The sequence below is a fragment of the Rhodoferax sp. genome, assembly GCF_028688795.1.
Lineage (GTDB): Bacteria > Pseudomonadota > Gammaproteobacteria > Burkholderiales > Burkholderiaceae_C > Rhodoferax.
In genome coordinates, this window is sequence record NZ_JAQTXM010000017.1 from 1 (window position 1) to 24,119 (window position 24,119).

General features: G+C 50.9%; 20 protein-coding genes and 4 tRNA genes. 9 read left to right on the plus strand and 15 right to left on the minus strand.

Annotated features, from left to right (window positions below; translation table 11 throughout):
- The first annotated feature begins 301 nt into the window (after positions 1-301).
- The 4 genes from PHQ58_RS13440 (at position 302) to PHQ58_RS13455 (ending at position 5,125) form a co-directional block, all read left to right on the plus strand.
- Positions 302-1,512 (plus strand): IS3 family transposase gene (locus PHQ58_RS13440; RefSeq protein WP_300111751.1). Its coding sequence is split into 2 segments (ribosomal slippage): positions 302-566 and positions 566-1,512, totalling 1,212 coding nucleotides; the frame shifts between segments, so codons are not numbered across the junction.
- A 303-nt stretch (positions 1,513-1,815) separates the two neighbouring features.
- Positions 1,816-4,284, plus strand: a complete 2,469-nt coding sequence (locus PHQ58_RS13445) for an EAL domain-containing protein (protein WP_300111752.1) — start codon at positions 1,816-1,818, stop codon at positions 4,282-4,284.
- A gap of 79 nt (positions 4,285-4,363) precedes the next feature.
- Positions 4,364-4,621 carry an XRE family transcriptional regulator gene (locus PHQ58_RS13450; protein WP_300111878.1) on the plus strand — a complete coding sequence of 86 codons (258 nt, stop codon included), beginning with the start codon at positions 4,364-4,366 and terminating at the stop codon, positions 4,619-4,621.
- Positions 4,622-4,768: 147 nt separating this feature from the next.
- The gene (locus PHQ58_RS13455) at positions 4,769-5,125 is read left to right on the plus strand and encodes a hypothetical protein (RefSeq protein WP_300111755.1); all 357 of its coding nucleotides are present in this window, start codon (positions 4,769-4,771) and stop codon (positions 5,123-5,125) included.
- A gap of 25 nt (positions 5,126-5,150) precedes the next feature.
- On the opposite strand, the gene PHQ58_RS13460 is transcribed toward PHQ58_RS13455, so the two are convergent.
- Positions 5,151-5,399, minus strand: coding sequence for a DUF2442 domain-containing protein (locus PHQ58_RS13460; RefSeq protein ID WP_300111756.1), 249 nt, complete (start codon positions 5,397-5,399; stop codon positions 5,151-5,153).
- Positions 5,392-5,661 (minus strand): DUF4160 domain-containing protein, encoded by a 270-nt coding sequence (locus PHQ58_RS13465; RefSeq protein WP_300111758.1) that lies wholly within the window; start codon positions 5,659-5,661, stop codon positions 5,392-5,394. Before PHQ58_RS13465 ends, PHQ58_RS13460 begins: the two co-directional genes overlap by 8 nt.
- A 174-nt stretch (positions 5,662-5,835) precedes the next feature.
- Between PHQ58_RS13465 and PHQ58_RS13470 the strand changes: the two genes are divergently transcribed.
- A complete protein-coding gene (locus PHQ58_RS13470; protein ID WP_300111760.1) occupies positions 5,836-5,994 on the plus strand; it encodes a hypothetical protein in 159 nt (52 codons plus the stop codon).
- A gap of 414 nt (positions 5,995-6,408) precedes the next feature.
- On the opposite strand, the gene PHQ58_RS13475 is transcribed toward PHQ58_RS13470, so the two are convergent.
- The 3 genes from PHQ58_RS13475 to PHQ58_RS13485 all read right to left on the minus strand — a co-directional run bounded on the left by PHQ58_RS13475 (position 6,409) and on the right by PHQ58_RS13485 (position 8,453).
- Positions 6,409-6,729 (minus strand): transcriptional regulator, encoded by a 321-nt coding sequence (locus tag PHQ58_RS13475; RefSeq protein WP_300111762.1) that lies wholly within the window; start codon positions 6,727-6,729, stop codon positions 6,409-6,411.
- A 19-nt stretch (positions 6,730-6,748) separates the two neighbouring features.
- Positions 6,749-6,937, minus strand: coding sequence for a hypothetical protein (locus PHQ58_RS13480; RefSeq protein ID WP_300111764.1), 189 nt, complete (start codon positions 6,935-6,937; stop codon positions 6,749-6,751).
- Between the two features lie 232 nt (positions 6,938-7,169).
- Positions 7,170-8,453 carry an AAA family ATPase gene (locus PHQ58_RS13485; RefSeq protein ID WP_300111766.1) on the minus strand — a complete coding sequence of 428 codons (1,284 nt, stop codon included), beginning with the start codon at positions 8,451-8,453 and terminating at the stop codon, positions 7,170-7,172.
- Positions 8,454-9,155: 702 nt separating this feature from the next.
- Between PHQ58_RS13485 and PHQ58_RS13490 the strand changes: the two genes are divergently transcribed.
- Together PHQ58_RS13490 and PHQ58_RS13495 are read left to right on the plus strand one after the other, a co-directional pair.
- A complete protein-coding gene (locus PHQ58_RS13490; RefSeq protein WP_300111767.1) occupies positions 9,156-11,270 on the plus strand; it encodes a hypothetical protein in 2,115 nt (704 codons plus the stop codon).
- A gap of 480 nt (positions 11,271-11,750) precedes the next feature.
- Positions 11,751-12,671 carry a Fic family protein gene (locus tag PHQ58_RS13495; protein WP_300111769.1) on the plus strand — a complete coding sequence of 307 codons (921 nt, stop codon included), beginning with the start codon at positions 11,751-11,753 and terminating at the stop codon, positions 12,669-12,671.
- 255 nt (positions 12,672-12,926) lie between these two features.
- Here PHQ58_RS13495 and PHQ58_RS13500 read toward each other — a convergent pair whose 3' ends face one another.
- Entirely contained in the window at positions 12,927-13,895 is a 969-nt protein-coding gene (locus PHQ58_RS13500; RefSeq protein ID WP_300111771.1) for a hypothetical protein, read from the minus strand.
- 412 nt (positions 13,896-14,307) lie between these two features.
- On the opposite strand from PHQ58_RS13500, the gene PHQ58_RS23645 reads away from it, so the two are divergent.
- The gene (locus PHQ58_RS23645) at positions 14,308-14,547 is read left to right on the plus strand and encodes a helix-turn-helix domain-containing protein (RefSeq protein ID WP_367187322.1); all 240 of its coding nucleotides are present in this window, start codon (positions 14,308-14,310) and stop codon (positions 14,545-14,547) included.
- A 717-nt stretch (positions 14,548-15,264) separates the two neighbouring features.
- Here PHQ58_RS23645 and PHQ58_RS13505 read toward each other — a convergent pair.
- Both PHQ58_RS13505 and PHQ58_RS13510 read right to left on the minus strand, forming a co-directional pair.
- Positions 15,265-17,505, minus strand: coding sequence for a DNA-primase RepB domain-containing protein (locus PHQ58_RS13505; RefSeq protein ID WP_300111772.1), 2,241 nt, complete (start codon positions 17,503-17,505; stop codon positions 15,265-15,267).
- Complete coding sequence (locus tag PHQ58_RS13510) at positions 17,502-18,164, minus strand: hypothetical protein (RefSeq protein WP_300111774.1); 663 nt, start codon at positions 18,162-18,164, stop codon at positions 17,502-17,504. Before PHQ58_RS13510 ends, PHQ58_RS13505 begins: the two co-directional genes overlap by 4 nt.
- A gap of 891 nt (positions 18,165-19,055) precedes the next feature.
- On the opposite strand from PHQ58_RS13510, the gene PHQ58_RS13515 reads away from it, so the two are divergent.
- Positions 19,056-19,469, plus strand: coding sequence for a transposase (locus PHQ58_RS13515; protein ID WP_300111775.1), 414 nt, complete (start codon positions 19,056-19,058; stop codon positions 19,467-19,469).
- Positions 19,470-20,827: 1,358 nt separating this feature from the next.
- On the opposite strand, the gene PHQ58_RS13520 is transcribed toward PHQ58_RS13515, so the two are convergent.
- The 7 genes from PHQ58_RS13520 to PHQ58_RS13550 all read right to left on the minus strand — a co-directional run bounded on the left by PHQ58_RS13520 (position 20,828) and on the right by PHQ58_RS13550 (position 24,061).
- Positions 20,828-21,250, minus strand: a complete 423-nt coding sequence (locus PHQ58_RS13520; protein WP_300111776.1) for a transposase — start codon at positions 21,248-21,250, stop codon at positions 20,828-20,830.
- A 112-nt stretch (positions 21,251-21,362) separates the two neighbouring features.
- A complete protein-coding gene (locus PHQ58_RS13525; RefSeq protein ID WP_300111777.1) occupies positions 21,363-22,604 on the minus strand; it encodes an HD-GYP domain-containing protein in 1,242 nt (413 codons plus the stop codon).
- Between the two features lie 324 nt (positions 22,605-22,928).
- The gene (locus PHQ58_RS13530; RefSeq protein ID WP_300111779.1) at positions 22,929-23,567 is read right to left on the minus strand and encodes a DUF6806 family protein; all 639 of its coding nucleotides are present in this window, start codon (positions 23,565-23,567) and stop codon (positions 22,929-22,931) included.
- Positions 23,568-23,585: 18 nt separating this feature from the next.
- Positions 23,586-23,678 (minus strand) — tRNA-Leu (locus tag PHQ58_RS13535).
- A gap of 75 nt (positions 23,679-23,753) precedes the next feature.
- Positions 23,754-23,827, minus strand: a tRNA-Cys gene (locus PHQ58_RS13540).
- A gap of 47 nt (positions 23,828-23,874) precedes the next feature.
- Positions 23,875-23,950 (minus strand) — tRNA-Gly (locus PHQ58_RS13545).
- A 35-nt stretch (positions 23,951-23,985) separates the two neighbouring features.
- Positions 23,986-24,061, minus strand: a tRNA-Gly gene (locus tag PHQ58_RS13550).
- Positions 24,062-24,119 lie beyond the last annotated feature (58 nt).

The window sequence follows — 24,119 nt, forward strand, 5'->3', positions numbered from 1 at the left end:
GATACGTGAATTGCCAGCCGCAAAGACGGCCGAAGAAGTTGAAGCGCTTCTTCCATGGAACCTGCGCTTACCAGAAATATCGCCGATTCCCTTACCTTGACTACCTGAGGTTAATGGCGCGCTTACACCGATGTGACCATGCCATATGTGCCTGCCCTGCTTCGTCGAGCTGTCTAACGAATTCCTGCACATCCTCGCTAAATGTGGCATTTGACATTTTGAGTCAATCTGAATGTTGAACTTGCCCCCGAAAAACGGACTCCATAGCTGATGGTCAAATTCAGACATTGGAGATTACGAAATGGGAAAAAGGAAAGACGGACAAGCGCGTGGGCAATACACGCTGGAATACAAGCTCGAAGCTGTCAGACTGGTCAAAGGTGGTCAGGCAGTACCTGTGACAGCCAAGATACTGGGCGTGCCAACACAGACGTTGGGCAACTGGGTTCGACTCAGTGATAAAGGACAGCTCGCGGGGGCGGGCGACAAGCCTGTCAGTCAAGAGCAAATGGAACTGGCCCGGCTGCGCGCGGAGTTATCCAGGGTGAAGATGGAGCGCGACATCTTAAAAAAAGCGACGGCGTACTTCGCGCGGGAATTGCTGTGAGGTACGCCTGGATTGCCAAACACAAGGCCCATTGGCCGCTCACATTGATGTGCGAAGTGCTGGGTGTGAGCCCCAGCGGCTACTTCGAGCACTGGCGTCGCAAGGACACGGATAAGCCCAGTAAGCCAGGGGTGAGCAAACGCATCAGCGACGAAGCCCTGCTGGTACACATCAAGGCCATCCATGCCGAGGTCAAGCAGGAATACGGCTGGCCAAAAATGTGGAAGGAACTGGTGGCACGGGGCATTCGGGTCGGCAAAGAGCGCGTCAGAAAACTCATGCAGCGTCATGGTATCAAGGCCAGAGGCAAGAGGAAATTTGTCGTGACCACCGACAGCAAACACAACCTGCCCATCGCAGAAAACCTACTTGAGAGAAACTTTACGCCAGAGGCACCCAACCAGGTGTGGACCAGTGACATCACGTACATCGCCACCGACGAAGGCTGGCTGTATCTGACGGGCGTGATCGACCTGTTCAGCCGCCAAGTGGTGGGTTGGAGCATGAGAGACAACATGCAGGCCAACGCGGTGACGGATGCGCTGCGAATGGCGTGGTTCCGGCGTCGGCCAGAGCCTGGCTTGATCTTTCATTCGGACCGAGGCAGCCAGTACTGCAGCCATGAATTTCAAAGCGTACTCAGAGGTTTTGAGATGAAATCATCAATGAGCCGCAAAGGCAATTGCTGGGACAACGCCCCTACTGAAAGCCTGTGGGGCCGATTGAAGGTCGGCAGGCTGTACGGCAGAAAGTTTGCCACTCGCCGCGAGGCCATGGATGAGGTCATGGACTGGATCAACTTTTACAATCACAAGAGATTGCACTCAACGTTGGGCTACGTCAGCCCAATGACGTTTGAGCAACGCTGGACAGCGGCCCAGCAGCAAGACGAGAAGTCCGCATAATTGGTGGCTTAAGGAGTCCGGAAAACAGGGGCAAGATCATGTTTTACTTATTCCATGTGGCGCTCTGAGCGTCTACCATGATTTACTCAGATGATAGTCTTATGCATTGGGGAAAGAGACAGTTGCCTGGTGTCTGTGTCGCCCAACTCCTTGGACCACCGCTCGAAGGTAACCACCAACTTGACCGATTGTGCAACGCTGGTGCAGCGCTAACGTCGACTTACATTCATCAAAGCTCATGGTTAGTGTTTTCCCTTGTCGGGCGCAGAAGTGGCATCATTAGCCAAAGACAAATCCACTCCAATGACTCATACCGACTTCAATTCCAGCCGAGACTTGTTTCGGCAACTGCTTCAGTCGTCACCAGACCCGGTTTGGATTGTCGATGACAGCAAGTTTGTCGAATGCAATGATGTTGCCGTCAGGACGCTGGGCTACACCTGCAGGGATGAGCTACTGAATGTTCATCCGTCAATCCTCTCGCCTCCGACTCAACCTGATGGTCAGGACTCATTTGTCAAGGCGGAGCGAATGATGGCGATCGTCAGGGAAAAGGGTGCACACCGTTTTGAATGGAAACATCTCAAGGCCGATGGCACAAGTTTTGACGCTGAGGTCACAGCTTCAATTGTTGAATTGGAGAGCCACCCGGTCATCTATTGTGTTTGGCGAGACCTGACAGCCATCAAGCAGGCAGAAGCAGATCTGCAAAAACGCGAAAAGCAGTTTCTGGCGCTATCAACCATGTCTTCTGATTGGTTCTGGAGCCAAGACGAGGCCTTTCGATTCACTGAATTTTCTGGTGCGTTTGCCAATGACTTTACGCCCCCTGCCAACACCCTTGGTAAAACCCGTTGGGAACTCAATGTTGAACTAACGCCAGAGCAATGGGCAGCGCACCGCGCAATCCTCAATGCCCATTTGCCTTTCAGAAACATGGAGTATCCGATCACAGGTGATGATGGTGAGGTGCGCTGGTACAGCATAAATGGTGACCCTCGGTTTGACGAGACAGGCCGTTTCACTGGCTATCACGGAACCGGGCGCAACATTTCCCAGCGTAAGCAGTTGGAATTGACGCTGATAACGAGCGATGCCCGAATGCGTTACCTTGTACAAGCCATTCCAGACCTGGTCTGGCTGAAGGACTCCGAAGGGATCTTTCTGAGTTGCAACCCAATGTTCGGACGCCTCTACGACGCCAAGGAAGCGGACATTATTGGCAAAACCGACTACGACTTTGTGGACAAGGAATTGGCCGATGTCTTCCGCGCGCACGACCGCAGTGCGATGGCAGCAGGCGTGCCCAGCGTCAATGAGGAATGGTTGACGTTCGCCGATGATGGGCATCGGGGACTGTTCGAGACGATCAAGACACCCATGCTTGATGAGGAAGGGAGTTTGATCGGCGTACTGGGCATCGCTCGTGACATCACCACCCGCAAGGCGGCTGAAGACCAGATCCAGAGTCTGGCATTCTCTGACCCCTTGACCGGCCTGCCCAACCGCAGGCTTCTGATCGACCGACTCAAGCACGCCTTGGCTGCGACAACCCGTCATCAGCGTCAGGGCGCGCTGCTGCTCATTGATTTGGATGACTTCAAAACTCTCAATGACACCCTCGGCCATGACCAAGGCGATCTGCTGCTGCAGCAGGTCGCAAGCCGTTTGCGGGCTTGTGTGCGTCAAAGCGACACCGTGGCACGCTTAGGTGGCGATGAATTCGTCATCCTGCTCGAAGACTTGAGCCAAGTTAACCAGGAGGTTGCCACTCAGGCCAAGGCCATGGGCGAAAAGGTCATTGCCGCGCTCAATCAGCCCTACCAGCTTGACGGTTCATCACATCACAGCACGGCCAGCATCGGCGTCACCATGTTCGACGGCAACCACATGGAAAACACCGAAGAACCTTTGAAGCAGGCTGAGTTGGCCATGTACCAGGCCAAGGCTGCGGGCCGCAACACCTTGCGTTTCTTTGACCCGCAAATGCAGGCCGTTGTCAGCGCTCGTGCGGTACTTGAGAGCGGTTTGCGCGAAGCTCTGGTGCAACACCAGTTCCTTCTTTATTACCAGGCACAGGTGAACAGTGAGCACCAGATTACCGGCGTTGAAGCACTGGTACGCTGGTACGATCCGCGCCGTGGCATGGTTTCCCCTGCTGAGTTCATTCCGCTGGCTGAGGAGACTGGACTGATCCTGCCATTGGGCCAATGGGTGCTGGACACAGCCTGTACCCAGTTGGCGCGCTGGGCCAGCCAAGTCACGATGGCTCAACTTACGGTCGCAGTGAACGTCAGTGCCCGCCAGTTCAACCAGATCGATTTTGTTGACCAGGTGCTCGATACGCTCAAACGCACGGGCGCCAACCCACACCGGCTCAAGCTCGAACTGACCGAGAGCATGTTGGTAAGTGACATTGAAGAAGTCATTGCCAAGATGAGCGCGCTCAAAGGACGCGGCGTAGGTTTCTCGCTCGATGACTTTGGCACCGGCTACTCTTCGCTGGCTTATCTCAAACGACTGCCGCTGGATCAACTCAAGATCGACCAGGGCTTTGTGCGCGACATTTTGCTCGACCCCAATGACGCAGCCATTGCAAAGATGGTCATCGCCTTGGCCGAGAGCATGGGGTTGGCGGCAATTGCTGAAGGGGTGGAGACTCAGGCACAACGAGATTTCCTCGCCAGCTTGGGCTGCCATGCCTACCAAGGCTATTTGTTCAGCAAACCGTTGCCGCTGGAGGAGTTTGAGGCGCTTGCGAAACGCGCTTGACGCGGCCAACTCAATGGCAGCTTTGGAAGAGGCAGATCAATGGTGTGAAAGTCGGCAATGGACACATTGAAGCCCGCGAATAACGACTTCTGGCGGGCTCTTGCCTCTGAACGAATTGCGTCAAGCACGTGGACTTTCGCAAAAAATGTTGGCTGACATGCTGCACGTTCAACAACCGTCCATTGCCAAAATGGAAAAACGAACCGACATGTATTTATCCACTTTACGCAGTCACATTGAAGCCATGGGTGGTCAATTGGAAGTGGTTGCACGTTTCCCAGATGGGGCTGTAAGAATCAATAATTTCGCCGAACTGGCTCAGCCAACGGTGGCTTGAACCCATACCGTCCGTCTGGGTTCGTAGCATAGCGAAAATCGTTGAATTGGACGCGCAGTCAGGGATTACGACAGCGAATTTGCCTACAACCAGCTCCCAGACGGCCGCAACCACAACCTGTATGCGGGGCAAATTGCCCGGCTCACGTTGGTTAACAGCTATTTTCACCATGCGCACATTGGCCACCTGCTGAAAAGCCGGGCGGCGCTGAGCCACATCCTCAACAGCCGTCTGGTTGACGGCGCAGACGGCACGGCCAGCTACGAGCTGGAGTTTCCCAATGGCGGCGAGGCTTTTGTGGTGGGCAACACCATTGCGCAAAGCATGCGCACCGAAAACCCTCACCTGATCTCGTTTGGTGCTGAGGGCTACACCTGGCCGCGCAACACGCTTTACTTGTCCAGCAACACGCTGGTCAACCCATTGCCCAATGGCGTGTTTTTAAGGGTGGCGCCGGGCGCGGATGAGGTGCAAGACTTTGGCAACGTGCGGTTCGGGCTGTAGGTGACATCCAATTAGGTTGTGGGTTTCAACCAGCAACCAATGAGATGCAAGTCTCATACAAACGCTGTGGCGAAAGCTCTAGGCCATTTGGCCAACAGAGCGCCCCGGCATCAATGAACACTCGCTTGAAGTAAGACTCTTCGCGCAACGGCACCAGTAATGGCCCGGTTCGTTGCAATAGATCGTGGCCATGGAAAACACCTTCTCGGCCATCAGAAAAAGTCAGTGCCACACGAAAGTCACCCAAGTAATGGGCGTTGATTAATTTAATCATCTTGGTCAGCTCCTGCAATACGTTCCATTGGTTCAAAGCGCTCTGCGTGAGTCCAGTTAGCCAGCAATTCCTGCTGGTGCGTCAGACACCACTCTTTCACGATAGCTGCAGCCTTTCTGGGCAAGCGCCCTTCCGAGACCTCGCCGGTTCGGATCACCACAAGCGCTTCAAACCCCTGGTACTCGACGTGAATGTGCGGCGGCGGGTGGTCATCGTGCCACATCCGGACAATGATGCCAAAGAATACAGAAAGTATGGGCATACCTCGCTACCTTTGTGATTGGAATCTGCACTATATCGCTGTAGGGTGGGACGGCAAGCGTGGCTCTCCTTGCCTGCCTGATAATTGTGCCGCCAGCGCACCCACCGAACTCTTTCATCGCCACGCCATTACCCCAAACACCCCCCACCCCCCACCCCCGGCACCATTGCACCATTGCACCATTGCACCATTGCACCAGGCAGCCTGAGCGTAAACCACTTTGCCATTCATTCCCTGTGCTACCGCGTGGTAGATGGCCAGCTGCGCTTTGCGCCCCGGGCCGACGACTTGGCCGACGCCAACACCCAGATCGACCCGCAGGCGATTTTTTGATTACCTGTACTTTCACGTTATTCCCTCACCACGCACCATTTACAAAGGCATTTACTGGCTGCCGCCACCCTGCACAACGGCCAAGTCAAGGTGGAGCGCAATTGGGTAACGTTCCCGTTGCTTACACCAACACAAAGTAAGACCAGGCTCAAGGAAAGCCGTCAGAACTTTGATGATGTGGTGCTTGACCCATGGGCAAAATTTTCGAGGCTGCATCTGGGTGGGCGTTCAAAATTAGTGACTTGACTTATGGGTTCGCTGCTGTGCTCATGCTGCTTTCTGCCAGCTGATTGATCGACTCGTAAATCGCATGTCTGCCAAGCAATTTAAAAAATAGCCGCAGGGTGTTGGCAGCCTCAATGTTTCTCATCCGTAACACCGTAGGATTCATCGCCGTTCACGGCGCGGAGGCTGTCAAGCTGCGACCGAGTGCGCAGACAGGCTGACCTGTAGCCGTTCGCGCACTGCTCGAAATATGGCTGCCAGGTTGTCCATACTGGGGTTACCGGTAGGCGACAGCATCCTGTGCAAACTTTTACTTGGCTTGGCGGTCAGCGTTGCGAGTTGCTCGAAACCGATGGTGGCGTTCACTAGGTCACGCAAAATCAGGCGAGCTGTTTCTGGCTCACCATTGAGAAACAGTGTTGCAGCCTCATCAAGCAGCGCCTGCGCAAAAGACGCGTCGCTTTGAACGCGTTGAAGGACGGTATCTTTGAAATTTCTGGTCAATGCCATTTGTTACCCCTTGTGTTTGCTACCGGATCTGGCGGTCATTGCCTTTTTGCGCGCTTTGTATGTACTCAACCAACAATGCCTTGGCTTTGTCGATGTCCCGTTGCTGGCCCCGTTTGCTGCCGCCACCGAACAGGACGATGATCGTGTCGCCATCTTTGGCGAGGTAGATCCGATAACCTGGCCCCCAGTCGATGACGTATTCACCCATGCCGTCAAACCACTTGATTCTGGACGTATTTGACAAAGCCGCTGTGACAATCAACTTTTGACGTGACCGTTGCCAGCGACCGGGACACGCTCGCTGACTCGTCTGCTCCGTGAGCCCAAGGCGCGAGCTGCAAGACACAGGCATCGAGTCACACCGGCGTATTGATGCTCACCGTCGGTAGACATTGAAGCTCCCAACTTATTGCCAAGCAAAGCCTTCGTTTGAATCTTATTCAGTGCAGCCTGGAAACAAGTCCTGAGCCATGCCCGAGCGAATGCTCAATGTCGTTCATGGTGACACGCTCGCGTTTGTTGGCGGCCGCCCAACCAGCCGCTAAAGTCCAAATCCGACGCATCACGCGAGGTGTAAGCGTGGCCAACAACTGCAGCACCTCGCCGCTGGGTGGCTTCACGCTGACACCCATCTGGGTCGAGACCGCTTGGGTCACCGACAAGGCAATCGTTACAGCCGCCCTGGCATCAGGCTTGTTGACCAAAATCAGTTTGAAACGACTCAACAGTGGCGCAGACAGACCCTGCAGGGAGTTGGCGGTCGCAACCCACACAATGTGCCTGGCATCAACCCGGATTTCGGCACATCGATCCATGTGCTCTTTTGCCGTCAAGGGTTCCAGCAATGCCAACAACTCATTGAGTGGATTACGTTCCTGTCCGCTCACGGTGGTGGAAATGGATGCCTTGTCGATTTCATCGAGGCAGATCACGGGATTGGCAAACTCCCCATCGCTTAATGCGTTGAAAATGGCGCCAGTTGAGCTGTTTCCCCAGTTCTTGTCTGAGCCACTCAACACGCTGCCAACAGCACCAGACGCGGCATAACTGACCGTGTGGGATGGCACACCTAATATTTCAGCGATCATTAGTGCCGCGTGTGACTTGCCGACACCAGCGCCACCCACCAGAAGGATGGGTGGAATCATCGGTGGCGCCCCTGTCGACGCCGCCACCAGCAAGGGAATCCTAAGTGTCTGGACCAATTCGGGCATGTGAGGCGCGATCAAGGCGAGTTTTTTCATCGATTCTTCCACGTCGCGTGGTCGACCGATTCTGCGAGTCAAAGGACGTGAGGTCAATTTTTTGATGACGGCCTTCATCGCATTGTTGCGGTCACGGTCGCTGAATTTGGTGTTGACCTCAGTCGCTGCTTTTTGAGCCATCACATCGGCCTCACTCACACAAGCGACAAGTTCAAATCCCTGTTCAGACGGGACTGTCACATCAGCCACTGGTGTGGACAGGCTTGAATCAGCCCCATGGCTCGTCGCTGGGTCCGAGGCCACCTCTTCACGGGACGCAGTGACGATGGTGTTTAGGATGCCGTCCACTTGGTCTTTCTGCGCCATTTCATCGCGCGAGCGAATTTCTTTGAGACATTCGGCTAACTCTTTTTCCGCCCTTTGCGGCACAAAAAGCAGGCCGTTGCTGAAGCCGTGGGCGCCGATCATGACAAAGCCAGCGGGATATTCAGAGTTTGAGAAGTTTGAGCGTTTGTTCATCGAAATTGCGCGGGAAACCTCGGCATTCACGCCGGGGAGGCAGAGAGCCGAACGCGAAGCGTTCCTGGCTTTGGCGGCGTGCCTGTCGCGTCCGTTTTGCCACCTGTTGATCTGATGCCATGCTGATGTCCTTTGCTTGAATGGCTTGTGACTGCTGCATATCGAATGCATTGACTGAAGTTTACACTATAAACATCACCAAAATCAATGCTTTATGTAAATGCAATTAGCTTTTGTTGTTTGATCCATGCTTTTTGATGCCTCATCTCTGGCTGGCACCTTCTAAAATATGTGTCACAAATGTTGAATTTATACTTTTAGCATCACCACAGAAAATTCATGTCGAACCCCAAACTGGCCGAATCCGAACCGACGAGGAAAATTGTTCTTTTTCGCAACGTGTCTGCACCCGCCCTACTTCAAGTTTGTGCTGTCCTGCGCAAGAACCCAGCGATGGCCTGTGCAGACTCACTGTTAGTGCGCTTACAAGAGCTTCTTCACGGAAAAAGTCAGTTAGTTTGGAAAAACGATGCCACACACACAAGTGGCAACAATGAAGATGACCTATGGATTGGTGCCCTCTGGTCGCTTTTGGACCAATCGGTAACCGATGTCATCAATGCTTGTGAAGAGCACATTGTTCAATGCCAAGTCAACACCTTAAAAATAGTCGACAACATCGATGCCCCCCTGGGGCGAGCCATGTTGGAGCAAGACCGGTCCTTGCTGGACTACTGGAAACGCAGTCGAAACGTCACCCTGACTGAACCACAGTATCAGGAATGGCGCGCACATTTGGCAAGTTGTGTTGACCTGCACAACACCACGGCGGCGTTGCTGTTAACAACCAAAGACAGCGCCCTGACGTTCACCGGGACAACCCAAGCCAACGCAGCAACGGTGGCGGCGCAAGTGCTGGCCAGTTTGCTGTCGCGTGGCGCGCTGTCAAAACCACGGGCAACCCGGCTGGTTGGACAAATCTGTGACTATTCAGACAATCAAAAGAAGCTAGCCGTTCTGCCACCCTTCATTCAACCCCTATGGGCTGCCGTGCAAACCAGCGTTGGCAGCAACGGCACCACCTGGCCGGCAACGGAGCTTGAGTTGTTGTTTCCCAGAAAGTTGGCACCGAGCATGACCAGCTCAACGGGCTCGACAACGGTTGAGGTCGTTCGGCTGATCAACCCAGTGGAGGTGATGTCGCTTGCTGACGACTACCAGCGCCTGGCTTTTGCCTTGCAGCACCCACCGCTGGCTATTTCGGATCCCGGTCAACCAGAAGATCCGGCATTTGGCGAGATGCGCTCGGCGTACCGAGTGGCACGCGCTGTTCTTTTAACCGTTGCCACGATGCTGCGGTATGCGTATATCTGTCGAAGCGCTCAAGCCAATGAACTGACCGAAGGCTCAGTCGACGAAGGCATTGATGCCAACGAGATGCTCGACGCTCTGGAAAAGCGTGATGCTTCACAGGACATCAGTCACTCTGAAGCGCCAGATCTTGAAGGAGCTGATGACTTCGAGCCGCCGCAACAGGATGACATAAATCCAGATTTGTCTGATGAACAATGGGCCGAGCTTGAACAACAGTCGTCTGCCGGTCGCAAGCAGACAGCTGAGCCTGATGAGCGTGCCGCCGATTCAATGGAATTTCATCGGGCAATGGAAAGACTCCAGGATATCGGCATGCCTGGTGGCCTGACGCGGCTTTTCGATTACCTCAAGTACGCTTACACCGACTCTGTCAATTCAGACACACCTGCCAATGCCGAGTCTTTGGATGAACCAACTGAAGCCCGGTTGGGCAAGCTCAACTTTCAGCGCTTTTGCAATGTGTGTTATCGCAGCAGTGGTTTTCGTAAATATTGCAGAGTGCATGCGAACACTGCTGGCAAAAGCCGTGTGGAGATTACGCGGGCGCTGCGCTTTGTGCCCCAGTATGAGGCCGCTCTGCTGAAGCTGTTCAAGTTGTCAGCCACCAAACATGCGTCAGTTGGCGCGCTGCAAGGTGAAGCCATGACGTTGCCCCAACCCGAGTTAACAACGGCACACGCGCTGCAAACAAAATCATTGGCGATTTTGCCTGCCATGGTTGAGACCGCTCGCGTGGGTTTGCTTGCGGGTCAGAGGCAGACCGATGGGCTGGCCTTGCTACAAGAATATTCAACCATCATTGCGCACAGACTGGCAGGGCCAGTGACTGCAGCACCACTGACCTGGGTGCGTATCGGCTGGTATGTGATTGACCTGCACCGCCTAAGCAACACGTGTGAGTCATTGAAGAAATTGATGGCGCAGTTGCTGCATGGCGCGCCGAAACCGCCAGACCCAGCCCAAGACGTTTCCCATGAGCTGACGGTATTTTTAGCGGCCTATTGCGCTGACATTCTGGGGCGATTGGCCTTGGCTTGCAGCAACCCAGTAGCCATGGCTGCCGTGCCGACGGACTTGCATCGCGATTTCTTTACCCAGTGGCTATGCGGCTACACGCCACAGCATTCCGTGGGGCACCAAGCGGTCACAGAAGTCAGAGATGCCGACTTTGTCCGACTGCAAGACCAGCAGTCGGCTTTTGATCTTGATTGTTTGTGGCAGCACTTTGCCCGGCTCACCGCTTGGCGCTTGGCCAGTCAAGAGGCACCCCAGCGCAAGGCCCGCATGCGACGGCTACCGAGGGATGAAATCATCAAACTCAGGGATGCTGGGCAAAATGTTGAACAACTGGCCAAGCGTTTTGGTGCGAATGTGCCCAGTGTCAAGGCGGCTTTGGTGCGGTGGGATGCTGAAGCCAAGGTGGTCAAGGCATCAAAGGCATAGCGGAAAGTTCAAGGTGGATGTTAGGTCGCGGGTATGGGTCTACACGAATCAGGACAGCGGCATGGCCACGGCGAACTTTGACGGCATTCTTTGGCGCTTTTGCGGAACGCATCAACCAAAGTGCCGCCGATGGCTGGTAGGTATGGAGGAACGGTTGAAAGAGCTATCCGCAACAAGGGCTAATTTTGTGTTCCATCAGAGTTCTCTAAAAAAAGAGACCTAAGGGACTTCTGGCCATGGTGTGGTGGCGAATCTGATCCAATAAAACTTCCATTCACATCCATTTATTCCTTTGCTCGCGATCGGTGCCCGCTTTGATAAATGGGTGTTATTGGGTCTAATATTGGCTTCATGCTTCGAACTGGCTCCCTCCACATCACACCTGAGATACTGAACCTGGTCGCTCGGATTGACTAGTTCAAAGGCGCTTGGCGTGCCCTGGGAACACTTGCACCCAAACGTCTTTCAGCCTTGCGCAGGGTGGCCACCATCGAAAGCATTGGCTCGTCCACTCGTATTGAGGGCAGCAAGCTGACCGATCGGGAAGTAGAAAAGCTGCTGTCAAACTTCGCGATCCAGTCTTTTGAGACCCGCGATGAGCAAAAAGTCGCTGGCTACGCAAATTTGATGAACTTGATGTTCAGCTCTTGGCGAGACATCCCGTTCAATGAGAACCACATCAAGCAACTGCAACAGATCTTGTTGCGCCACACTGAGAAAGACCCACGACACCGGGGGCAGTACAAGACCAACTCAAACAGTGTGGCCGCGTTTGACGAAAGCTGTGTGCAGATTGGCATCGTGTTCGACACGGCCAGTCCATTTGACACGCCTCGCCTGATGGGCGAACTGGTTACCTGGGTCAATGATGAGCGTGACAAGGCGCAACTGCACCCGCTGTTGATCATTGCCATTTTCGTGGTGGTGTTCTTGGAGATTCGCCCCTTCCAGGACGGCAACGGCCGACTCAGCCGGGTTCTGACGACATTGCTGTTGATCCAGACCGGCTATGCCTATGTGCCATACAGCTCACTGGAAAGCGTGATAGAGCTCAACAAAGAATCCTACTATTTGGCTTTGCGCCAGACGCAGGGTTCCATCCGATCGGATACACCCAACTGGCAACCATGGCTGGTTTTCTTTCTGCGCTCGCTGGCCGAACAGGTTCGGCGACTGGAGAGGAAGGTCGAACGCGAAAGAATAGTGCTGGCAGCTTTGCCCGACCTGTCGTTGGAGATCGTCGAATTTGCCCGTGAGCATGGACGTATCACGATTGGTGACGCCATCAAATTGACGGGCGTCAGTCGAAATACGCTCAAGCTTCACTTCCGCAACTTGGTCGAACGTGGCCATTTGAATCAGCAAGGCAGTGGGCGAGGTGTTTGGTACGAACTCAAGTAATGGGATTTGTGGATGTTTAATTTAATCGTATCCAAACTGAATTGAAAAATACTGTTGAACTTACCGACGGATGACGTCATCCGAACAACATCAAAGAAAAGTAGTGAGTCCCAAATGGTGAAATTGTTTTGGGCGAAACTTCGGTTTGAACGTTGACCGCAATCGGCGCTGGTAGGAAGTACTATCGTCTTCACTACCAGCGCAGCAGTTCTACATATCTAAGAATAACCCCATCGGACTCAGGGCACAACTCTATTAGTGAACAGATTTTCCCCAAGAATATAAATCCTTAGTCGACTTAATACCAAGGTTCTCACAAAACCGCAACTGATATTTATCCTGCGGAATGTTAAAACTTGCTGAACAAATTTCTATAATTTCCACATCGCTAGATGTGAGTTGCTTGCAGTCATTATCATTTAGCAATCTATCATAATCTGCATCTTCTAACACCAATTTAATTACACCGATTTTATAAAGCTCAGAATAATACTTAATGTCTTCCAAATCAACAAATTGACGACTTTTGGGTTCGGCATAAGCAAAATATGCCCGATTTGCGAACCGCATATGCGCAACTGCCTCAAAAATATTCACTTGCCAATCCTTTGAGCTAGTTTTAGCTTCTATTGTTGCCAACTCAAATGTAATTCCTTTAAAGCTCTCGCAAACTCTAATTCCCGCCACATCAGGATTGCCCCATCTTCCATTCAATTTTTCTGATGAAATATCTGCTGCCTGGTACTGATTTGTGACAAGCCAGGATTGCAATACAGAATAAAGCGTGTTTTCCCTCGAAACATTTGTTTTAGCGACGGTTCCAATTTTCGCAAATAAATTTCTATTATTTTCAGCTACTAGTGATTCACCTGTTTGTGAAATTGGTAATATTTTATCCATATCAAAATAGAAACCCATTCTTTGACCAATTCTGTTTATTGGTGATTTTTGATCACGCACATGCTTATATAGATACTGAATAAATGTATCCCGTTGTTGATCTTGAAATATGGCTATTCCATGATTATCCAATAAATCCAAAAAATATTTTTTAGCACAGTCCCAAATTTCTGAGCTTGACATTTTTCTGGCTTTACCATCTATACCTTTACCTTCGTTTAGTAAAACGTGAATCGCTGCGATCTCCGTCATTTCATAAAACGTTAAACTTAAGCTGATAGCAAGCTTGCAATTTTCAAAATCCATGTAATTTTTGAAATTCATAATAAATACCCCTAATAAATAATTCTAAAATACATAATAAAATAAAATTCCACTTGCCAATTAAATTGATAGATACATAATACAAATATCTCGATATTCTTCCCATACTCAATCTTTATTTAGATGACAACAAAAGACCGCGGTGCGACTTCATGGTCCACCCTGCCTCTGTTCTCGAATCTTGTTTTCAGCAAGTCTCCTCCTAAAGTCACAAATTGATGGCGTTACGTTTGGTGCTTTCAGTTTCATTGTGCTCTCCTTCTGCTTATTGCGTTGCACATATGTAGTATATGACGCATAAACGCTACGTACGGGCATTCTTGCAACTTAATTTACATATGTAGCGTTTATGCAACATATGGGACGTGAAAATCAAGCATACTAATCTAAATTCACACTTTGGGAGATATAAATGATCCGCTTTTTGCTATCAGAACGTCTTGCTGAACGCTCTTTTAAGTTGGGGCGAAGGCTTGAATGGCGCGAAGTATCTGAGGCAACAGGAATTCATAGAACAACGTTGTCCAGAATGGTTAACACCCGTGGCTACAACGCTTCAGCGCACAACCTAGATTCACTATGCCGTTACTTTGATTGTGAACTTGGGTCGCTAGCAGTGTATGTACCTGATGACCAAGTCGAGATACATTGATCTTTTAAGCTCCAATTGAGAAGGTTATTTTTTAAGTTATTAGTAAATAATTTCGCCGAATATTAGCTATTCAGAATTTTGTTTGCAACATCAGAGTAATATCTATTGATCCGCAAGCTTACGGCCTACGACCTTATCTAGTCTGTAGATTAGATAAGGATTTTGATGCTGGTTTGGGTTTAGGTTTAGTCACTGGCGTTGCTGCTGCTCAAAGGCGCAAGTGCTTGTCACATGTCCGTGCTGCAAACATGTCATTGAGCAGGTCACCTTGGTCATATGGCTCTTGTGAAATGGCACTGCGTTTGATCGGAGACAGTCCATTGCCACCAGGCGAACCACCGTCAATCGCAGTCAGTTCTTGGACTCTTCATGAGACGACGTTCAAGGCAAAAAGGAATGACCGTTGATTCCAGTGATTGCCATATTCTTTCTGCCCATCCACGTGCAAGTGCATTGCAAGCCACCACCCGCCCGCTGGCAATTTCTTTGTACATTGGACTTGTTGGCTGCAGTCCGTCGGAAAATGTCCAGTTGTCGTGATTACTGATCGCGGAAAACAAAAAAGGCCGTTTTTCGACACAGGTGCGACTTCGCCCTCAGGTGGTCATGGCAATCAATTCCGTATCCATTCATGGCAAAGCCGGTGGCTTTTTTGATTGAGCAACCCAAAGAGGCAACCCAGCACTTTCAAAAATTCTCGTGAGCAACCAATCCAGATTAAGCCCTTGATATATCTCCGTGGCGATCTTCTTGTTTTTCCACTTCGTTAGCCCATGCTTCTTGCGCATGCTGAATTAGGTCATCCAGATACAAATCAACATCTAAATGCCGACGCTCCAGATGCGGCGAAGTCCGCAACACTGCCAAGACATCATTAACAAGATAATCCTCTTGGAGCATTGCTAGTGCCACCGCATCATCGATCGGGTCTTGGCTTTGAGACTGCAGTCCAGTGGCATAACGGAGATACATCTGCGCATCAATCTCAAACTGCTGCAACAGTTTTTCAGCAAGCAAGCTTTTTTCCAGTTCCATTTGGAGCGCCCTGCGCTCATCATCTTTAACTTGATCCAGCTCTCTGCGTTGCGCAGCAATCCGGTCGAAGGTCTTGTGGCACGGTTGCCCAATTGCATCAAGAACAACAATGACTAAGTCCTTTTTTGAGGTCTTCTGGCTAGAAAACCCAGCCATGGGCAGCAACTTTTTTTCAGCTGGCAGGTGGCCGCCACCGCCAAAGCTCAAATTGATATCCGCTTCAATAGCATTGGTCACATCCTGATCGTCCGAGCGCCCAATGCAACGAGGCACTTTGATCACAGCCTGTCGCTCATCGTCACCAGATCCCAAAATCAACGCCGGCGTGTAACCCTGCATTTGCATCGCTACCATACGTTCAGGCGCTATCTCATGAACCAACAGGTAATGTGTATTTAAATGGACTGGGGTCAGGTACACATCAAATCCACGCTGATTCGACAAGCGTAGTGCCGGGATCATCGCCTCAATCTGGGTGGCCGTGTAGGCAGGGGCAGCTTGCCCATGCTTGCATTCGCCAATGGGGTCGATGCGTTCAACTCCCAAAGGACACAAACGGTCTTTCAAAATAAGTCGATAAACCGATGCATCAAGCGCCTTCGCCTGAACGCGCCAAGCCTGGATTACCAGTGCCTCATCATGCCGACTTGCTAACCGAGAAGCTTTTTCAAAAGTCTGTCCGATTTGGACCTGCTCGAGAGGGTCTTGAGCCCTCGTATTCCCTTCAAAACTGTCTGGACTGACGCGTATAAGGCCAGTTGGACCAGCTCCCCCTCCTTCTTTTGGGGTAAAACCGACCTGATCGACGGGATTCTCTTGTTCGTATTCAGTGGCGTCAGCGCTTTCAAGGTTGACATGAGGTTGCGGATCGTCTGAGATGACGGTTGCATCGGCGCCGACAATTGCGAGGTTTGTCGTGGCGATACGTTGATCCGGCTTTTCAGGTTCAGGAGCCAAGCCTCGAGGCCTTGAATCTGGGGAGTCAAACTCAGCGTTTGCTCCAGCATCCGGCTTTTCAGACCCAGTATCTGGCCAGACAAGGCCTATCTCTGGGCTCGCATCTAAGAGAGTTGGTCCCCCGGTTCGTGTTTCTACTTGGCGTCTGGCAAGCTCTGGGTCATCTGCGTCATCTGCGTCATCGACATAAATAATGTTCTTTTGTATCGCTGCCCACTTGTAGGCCGCGCCAAGTTGTGAGCCAGAAAAGACAACGCCCTGCCAGCCGAACGAAAACCCGTCGACAGCACCGGCTTCGGCGATATGGGGAATCGAAATCACGCCAGCCTCATCCAGCCTTTGCAGAAACATCGCCATTGTTGGCACCCCCTGCATGGCAATGGCCACCCGATTTTGCAAGACCAACCGCGCAGGGGTCCTTCCAGTGCGTGACATCATTTCCCGTTCAGCTTTTTTTAAGCCGGACTTCTTAGGCATCACAATTTTTCCGTCCATGTCATAACTTGGACCTGGCGTCAGCGTGAGGCAAAAGGCTTTCTCCATTTCACCAATGACGCGGGTTGATTTGAAGTTTTCGTTCTGGCCATGAAAGACTGTCCCGTCAATAAAAACCCGGTTAACGATCAAATGAATGTGCTGATCAGGATGCTTAACCACCAAAAACTGGGTTTTTTTGAGGTCAAACCCCATGCGTATGAGATAACTTTTGGCGATGGCAATCCAACGCTCATCACTGACATCCTCCCCCAAAGGCATGCGAAGCGAGCTATGCCAGACCGGTTTGGCAATGTCCGGTCGGCGTCCGGCAATTGCCCAAAACTCAGCCACCATGCTGTTGATGCCGGTACTGGCCAAGTTGCCAACGATAAGGCGACCATGGCTCGGTCTCCTCATTTCGCCGCCAAAAGCATACCCAAGCACTTCTTTAAAGGCATTGCTACGGCTGATTTTTCTCATGCCCTTCATTTGGCAATCGCCTTTGATTTGCTAATCACAGCAGTCAGAGGTGCTTCCTGCACTTTCATGGCTTCGATGAATTCATCAGAAACGCCCAACAGTGCCGCGCGCAACCTGGACAAAATCATGACCACGTCGGAGATCTCAAGTTGAAGGTGTTCATGGACGCGAGATGCCAATACATTGAGATTGTCAACAGCGCTGGCCAAGTCACCATAAGCCCGCAAGTTGATCGCAGGAATTTCGCGGGGCAAAGTTCGCGAAAACGCCAAGATGCGCAAGGCCTGTGAGGGAACAAGAGCGCCACGGACGCGATTTAACTCCATCCACTCATCGTCGTTTAGTCCACAGTTGACTTGATTTAATCTCTTTTTACCACCAAGCTTGGGTTTAGGGCCACGTTTTCGAGATGACCTAGGTGCATGAATGGTGGTGGCTGGCACCATAGTTGCCGCTACCGCTGGCTTCCCTTTATTTGCGATTTGGATCACGCTAATGTCTGGAAAAACAATAACTTGTGGCAGAGAAACGTTAATATTTAAATTGGGCCTAGCCGATTTAGCCCTTGCTGTTGTATTAGATTCAGTGATAACCGAATCCGGGTCGATTTCATCATTGACCATGTTAACATCATCTGCAACGTGAAACATCTTAAGTTCATCAGCCATATACATTCCTTCATCATAAATTTTTTACTCCTAATGAAAATGTTGACGAAAATTGATAACACAAGTAGTCACACAAATAATATTTTCATCCTCTAGAAAAGTTGGACAGCAACACACTCTTGCTACTGATCTTATGCTGCAAACCTAAGGCGAACATTCAGTCACAATCTTTCATGGACTTGCTCTTTAGATAATAAATTTTCCAAGCAGTGGAAGCTCGATAAAAAACTTTTTGACTGAAGGCCTATAGCTGAAATTCAGAAAAATATACAATGTACATCTTACAATGTACATCTTACAATGTACATCTTACAATGTACATCTTACAATGTACATCTTACAATGTACATCTTACAATCTACGCAAAATCAGAAACCAACCAAATCTCGCTATGACCATATGAAATCATAGCTGGGTTCAATTTTTCCCCTGCAGATCATTTCCTGCTAAGACTTACATGTCTTCAAATTGCACAAAAATCCTTGATAGTCCAGGCTTGCCCTTTTTTTAAAAAAACTGGCGCATTTACCCATTGTGAAAGATGTTTAAATCAATTTTTTTTCAAATCGAGTATTGAAAAGATCAGATCGTTGATTTAAAGTCATTTAAAACGCTCACAGATGGACCAAGAACGTGTGATCGCCGATCATCTTTTGACGTCATCGATTTTGTACGCGATGAATTAAATATTTCCAATACGCAACTTAGTGATTGGACCGACCAAACACTTAACCCGTGAACACGAACATCATGGTGAACCATGTGACATGAGTTAAACCGAGATTGTTCATTAAGACTTTTGCCGACTTTGGCGTAAGCGGGTGGCGAAGTCACCTTGCGGAGATTGGTAATTCTTAAGAGCATCGTGTCCACTTCAACTCAGGTGGACACATGGACACTCCAGAAATTCAAATGCCGCAGGCTGGTCGTAGACGCGGACGCTACAGTGATCAATTCAAGCGCCAAGTCATAGCGGCTTGCTTTGAGCCGGGCATCTCGACAGCGGCGGTCGCACTGGCCAAGGGCCTCAACGCCAACTTGGCACGTCGCTGGGTTGCAGAGTCTTCACAACACAAGGACACCCTCGCGACGCTGCATCACAAGGTTCTGGCTGTCGGCGCATTCTGGGATAGCAGCATGGATAAGTCGGGGAAAAAGACGATTCAACTGGCTGTGGCACGCCAGCGAAGGCCTTGGTTTGAGGGGTTTTGGGCCAATGCCGGTGAGCCTTTGGCATTCACGGATTCAGCTAAAAATCCTAATGAACAATCTCGGTTAAAAGGCAACCAGTCAGATCATTCATGATCATGCCCTATTTTTCAGAGCTAAAAAATTCCTCTAACCTTCATACGCTCGGATTTCAATCTTTTTGATAACACCATCTGATGGTTCCAAAATTCTAAAAAAAAAGCAACTTATTGAAGCATAGTTGAGACCATAACCTACACATTGACAGTCTTGAAAATGCTATTGAATTCGTAGCATTTTCGAGAGAATTTTCATTAACTGGAATGCAGGATTTTTGTTACATTGACATTTCGTTTCATTAACTGTAATGCGCACAAGTACAGTGGTTTTTGATTTCAAGTGTTCATATTTTGATTTTTTCAAATTCTGCATAAAAAAGCAAAATGTAATGCTTCTCCGACGCTCAATGTAGCAAAAGCTGGTTGCTGATTTGACCCTCAAAATCACACATATTTTTGGACAAAAATGATGCGAATTTTTGCCAGAATCAATGTTGCTTGTGGACTCATGGTAATCCACACTTGAAGCGATGCGTCATGACAAATTACCATGAAAGATTGGCACGGCAAAATACCCAAATTTGGTGCAGCACTAATTTGGTGAGACACCAAGGCGAACACCATTCAAATTATGGCGTCGCTCCAACCTTCAAGTCCAACGGCGCCGATAAATAGATGTCGATTGATAGACAATTTGAGGGTCGCGAGATTTTGGTTGAGCAACAAGAATCTAGCGTTTGGCTGATTCGCACGGCCACTGTCATTCCTGATAACGAACGCTGGGCGCAAAATCCCAGTCCTGCCGTTTGTAGAATCGGACGCTGAGATTTTTGGCATATTACGGGCGGCAGTCACTGACCAAGGTCGCAACGCCATGACAGGCTCATTACAACTCAAGCCGTTAACTCGGGCCTTACCCTGGTTAAAAACAATTAGGATGATTTCAAAGGCTACCCAGGATTAGTCGTTGAGAACTGGGCAGTTTAAGAAATCAGTTACGAATGGATCTAGCTCGCTTGACTAGTCCCTCAAACGTATCGACATGTCTTTGACCGCTACTGACGGCACCTGACCAGCGTCGAACTGGGCAGCCGGAATTCACCCTGTCGTGAGCCACAACGTTATGTCGTATCGCTACCAAGCGGCGGTACGAATTTGAACACGATTGATCGTGCCGACCATATTGGCATATTCGGCGTAGCCACAATCGACCCAAAGAAACTTGGCTTGTGTTTGCCGACTCTCTTTGGCAACAATGCCGCGAACTTAAGCCTCACACTTTGTAAGCCATGCTCGGATGCGGTTTGAGATGCCGATTTGGTCTTTCTGATTTTCGACCTTGTCTGCGTTTGTGTGAATTTGCGCCGAGCAAACCAAAGGCTTTCTCTAGCAAGGCAGCCAGGCATTCCAGTCCGATCACCAATCTGGGCAAGATTCGCTGCAGACACGCACCCGCGTAGGCCCGATTACAGTGTCGGTTGCTGGCCGCTTACAGTGGATATGCACGGTGGTGGCGCCGTGCTGGAGTTCGATGCGAATGTCGGCTTGCCGGGTGGCGCTCGCTGATGGGACTGATTCAAGTTTGATGGGGATGAAGGCAGGGACGGTGTGAGCTGGTGCCAACGTTGTGGCCGTCTTCGATGACCGGGTGTCCTTGTGCTGTGAAGACTCTGCAACCCAGCAACGTGCCAAGTTGGCGTTGAGGCCGTTGGCCAGCGCGATCGCCGCTGTCGAGATGCCCGGCTCAAGGCAAGCCGCTATGACTTGGCGCTTGAATTTATCACTGTAGCGTCCGCGCCGACGACCAGCCTGCGGCATTTGAATTTCTGGAGTGTCCATGTATCCACCTGAGTTGAGGTGGACACGATGCTCCTAAGAATTGCCAATCCCCGCAAGGTGACTTCGCCACCCGTTTACCTTTAACTTAAAGTTCTACCGCCTGATCAATCGATTAATTCGGAAAAAGGACGCCTGACCACAATTCATTGAGGTCAGGAAAATTCCACTTATCCGGGTCTTCACGCTGGTGAATTTTTTCCAGGCTATCGGAACGCGACAGGTCCACCACATAAGGAACGATGCGCAGGCCCGATTTGGTGGAATAAAACACCTTCACCAAGGGTGTGGTCAATGACTTGCCCGACTGCTCGGTCACCACGCCAATGCGTCCGGAGGTGAGTCGCACCAGCGACCCTACCGGGTAAATCCCCATGCTTTTGACAAATGCCTGAAACACCTTAGGGTCGAAGTGGCCCTTCCATTCAGCCATTTTTCGCAACGACTCGGCCGGATCCCAACCTGTCTTATAAGGCCGATTTGAGGTGATCGCGTCATAGACATCACACACCGCACCCATCTTGGCATACAGGTTGATCTCATCACCCTTGAGGCGCTCCGGGTAACCCGAGCCATCCATTTTTTCATGGTGATGCAGCACCACGTCGAGCGCGACAGCGTCCACTTGCGGGCTACCCTTGAGCATTTTGAAGCCTTCGGTCGGGTGAGTCTTCATGATGTCAAATTCTGCATCGGTCAATTTGCCCGGCTTGTTCAGCACCTCGGTGGGCATGGCCACCTTGCCCAGGTCATGCAGCAAACCCGCCATGCCGCAGGCGCGGGTTTGCGCATCGTCCAGACCCAGTTGTTTGGCCAGTGACACCATCATGGCGCACACTGCCACCGAGTGCATGTAGGTGTAATCATCGGCCGTTTTAATACGCGCCATGCTGATGATGGCGCCCGGGTTGCGCGCGATAGAGTCTGAAATGTCTTCCACCAACTGGCGCGCGCCGCCAACATCCACCGCGTTGCCCATGCGAACTTCTTCAAACATAGACACCACGGCGGCTTTGGATTCCAGACAGATGCGCGCAGCACGTTCCATTTCTTTGGCCGCGCTTGCTGGCGCAATGTCTCGCGAGATGGGCGACGCCACGGGTGATGCGGCGGCAGGCGGCTCGGGGGCGTCCACTTCGCTTGCTTGGGCAACGACCATCACACCCACGGGCACATCCAGGCCCAAGCTGCAATCAATCCACACCTCTTTGATGGAGCTGGCCAAAATCAGGGCCAGATCATTGGCATCCTTCAGTACGAAACCAGTGCGCCAAAAGGGGTGGTCCATCCAGGCGCCACAAAACTCCTTGAGGTGCATGCCAAGTTGCAACTGATCGACGTGGATTCGTTTGAGCATGAAAACGGGAATATCTGTTCGTTAAACTGCGGTCAGTATAAAAGTCAATCGAAACATACAGCTTGATAAACTGAAGCCGCAGTTGCCTGGTAAACCATTGGCCAAAAGCACTTCGATATTCAAGCCAGCCTCAATCAAAAAAGGATCACGCTTTTTGCAAGTCCGGCATCCAGTTCAAGGGTTTGCTGTAGCCGCTCTTGAGAGATCAGGCACTATCTGAAAAAACATGCAGCCCAACTGAAGCTTTTCTTGCCGCCCGGGCACCTAAAGGGTCACCACGGTTCAAGCTGAAACAACGGGGTGACTCAAAAACAAAGCGTTTGTTTAGTGCAAGTGGCGGGGTTTTCGGCCACCGCCGTGACCCATGCCACCACCAGCGCCGCCAGAGCCACGTGGCGGCTTGCCAAGCTGAAGCGAGCTGACCAAGTCATCAAAACGCTGGCTGAACAAGGTGTCAATGGCAGCGACCACACCTCCGAGTTCGGCACCGTCAAAATGACGCTCCATCAAACTGACCACGTCCTGGACCAACAGGTCACGCTGAACCTGCATGATGGACGCTGGATCGGGACCAACAAAAAGTATGACGAAATCGTCACGTGATTCGGCGTCAGGTGTGTCGCCTTCATCTTCTTCATCAAACTCAGCATCGTAAAAGGTGACCTCAATCGCTGCGCCGGTCTGTGCCACTTCATTTAGGTTCATGCACATCTCGTCAAGTACTTGACGAAAATCGTCGTCGCCCTCAACCGTCCAGCACATTTGAAGCAGATGATCTGCGGACTCGAACTGAATGCCTGGCTCATCTTCATAAAAACTGCCCGATGCATCTTTGAGCGAGCGAGCACCAGCGTACTTCCACAGGGGCTTGAGTGCGTCCTGCAAATGATCAAAAGTGACGTCTGCTCGCAACGTCACTTGACCATGCACATGAATTTCGAGAGGAGCGTTATAGCGGGCCATGAGATGTAAGTGTAGCGGTGGTGCCCGAGACCGGAATCGAACCGGTACGCCCGTTATTCACGAAGCGGCGGATTTTAAGTCCGATGTGTCTACCTATTCCACCACTCGGGCACGGTTGTATTGTGAAACAAAAAAGCCCCGTCGCTGCAACTGACAGGGCTTTCAGAAACAAATTCAAACCAAAACTGGAGGCGCGACCCAGAGTCGAACTGGGCTAGACGGATTTGCAATCCGTTGCATAACCGCTTTGCTATCGCGCCAAAACCCTGACAAAAAAGGGAAGCTACTGCTTCCCTTTTCATAAATCTGGAGCGGGAAAAGAGACTCGAACTCTCGACCTATACCTTGGCAAGGTATCGCTCTACCAACTGAGCTATTCCCGCAAAACACAGGCTCACGCCTATGAAAAATGAAACACTGGAGCGGGAAAAGAGACTCGAACTCTCGACCTATACCTTGGCAAGGTATCGCTCTACCAACTGAGCTATTCCCGCGTTTCAAGCCTTAAATTATAGCGTAACTTTCCACCCACTTGATCTTGAGTGCATCAAA

Bases quoted from the DNA above. Each gene is read 5' to 3' on its own strand.
- PHQ58_RS13525 (WP_300111777.1), bottom strand. From the start codon at position 22,604: ATGCTCAAACGAATCCACGTCGATCAGTTGCAACTTGGCATGCACCTC.
- PHQ58_RS13530 (WP_300111779.1), bottom strand. From the start codon at position 23,567: ATGGCCCGCTATAACGCTCCTCTCGAAATTCATGTGCATGGTCAAGTG.
- PHQ58_RS13510 (WP_300111774.1), bottom strand. From the start codon at position 18,164: ATGGCTGATGAACTTAAGATGTTTCACGTTGCAGATGATGTTAACATG.
- PHQ58_RS13465 (WP_300111758.1), bottom strand. From the start codon at position 5,661: ATGCCCATACTTTCTGTATTCTTTGGCATCATTGTCCGGATGTGGCAC.
- PHQ58_RS13490 (WP_300111767.1), top strand. From the start codon at position 9,156: ATGTTGGAGCAAGACCGGTCCTTGCTGGACTACTGGAAACGCAGTCGA.
- PHQ58_RS13475 (WP_300111762.1), bottom strand. From the start codon at position 6,729: ATGGCATTGACCAGAAATTTCAAAGATACCGTCCTTCAACGCGTTCAA.
- PHQ58_RS13520 (WP_300111776.1), bottom strand. From the start codon at position 21,250: ATGGACACTCCAGAAATTCAAATGCCGCAGGCTGGTCGTCGGCGCGGA.
- PHQ58_RS13445 (WP_300111752.1), top strand. From the start codon at position 1,816: ATGACTCATACCGACTTCAATTCCAGCCGAGACTTGTTTCGGCAACTG.
- PHQ58_RS13480 (WP_300111764.1), bottom strand. From the start codon at position 6,937: ATGGGTGAATACGTCATCGACTGGGGGCCAGGTTATCGGATCTACCTC.
- PHQ58_RS13515 (WP_300111775.1), top strand. From the start codon at position 19,056: ATGGACACTCCAGAAATTCAAATGCCGCAGGCTGGTCGTAGACGCGGA.
- PHQ58_RS13460 (WP_300111756.1), bottom strand. From the start codon at position 5,399: ATGATTAAATTAATCAACGCCCATTACTTGGGTGACTTTCGTGTGGCA.
- PHQ58_RS23645 (WP_367187322.1), top strand. From the start codon at position 14,308: ATGATCCGCTTTTTGCTATCAGAACGTCTTGCTGAACGCTCTTTTAAG.
- PHQ58_RS13500 (WP_300111771.1), bottom strand. From the start codon at position 13,895: ATGAATTTCAAAAATTACATGGATTTTGAAAATTGCAAGCTTGCTATC.
- PHQ58_RS13485 (WP_300111766.1), bottom strand. From the start codon at position 8,453: ATGAACAAACGCTCAAACTTCTCAAACTCTGAATATCCCGCTGGCTTT.
- PHQ58_RS13505 (WP_300111772.1), bottom strand. From the start codon at position 17,505: ATGAAGGGCATGAGAAAAATCAGCCGTAGCAATGCCTTTAAAGAAGTG.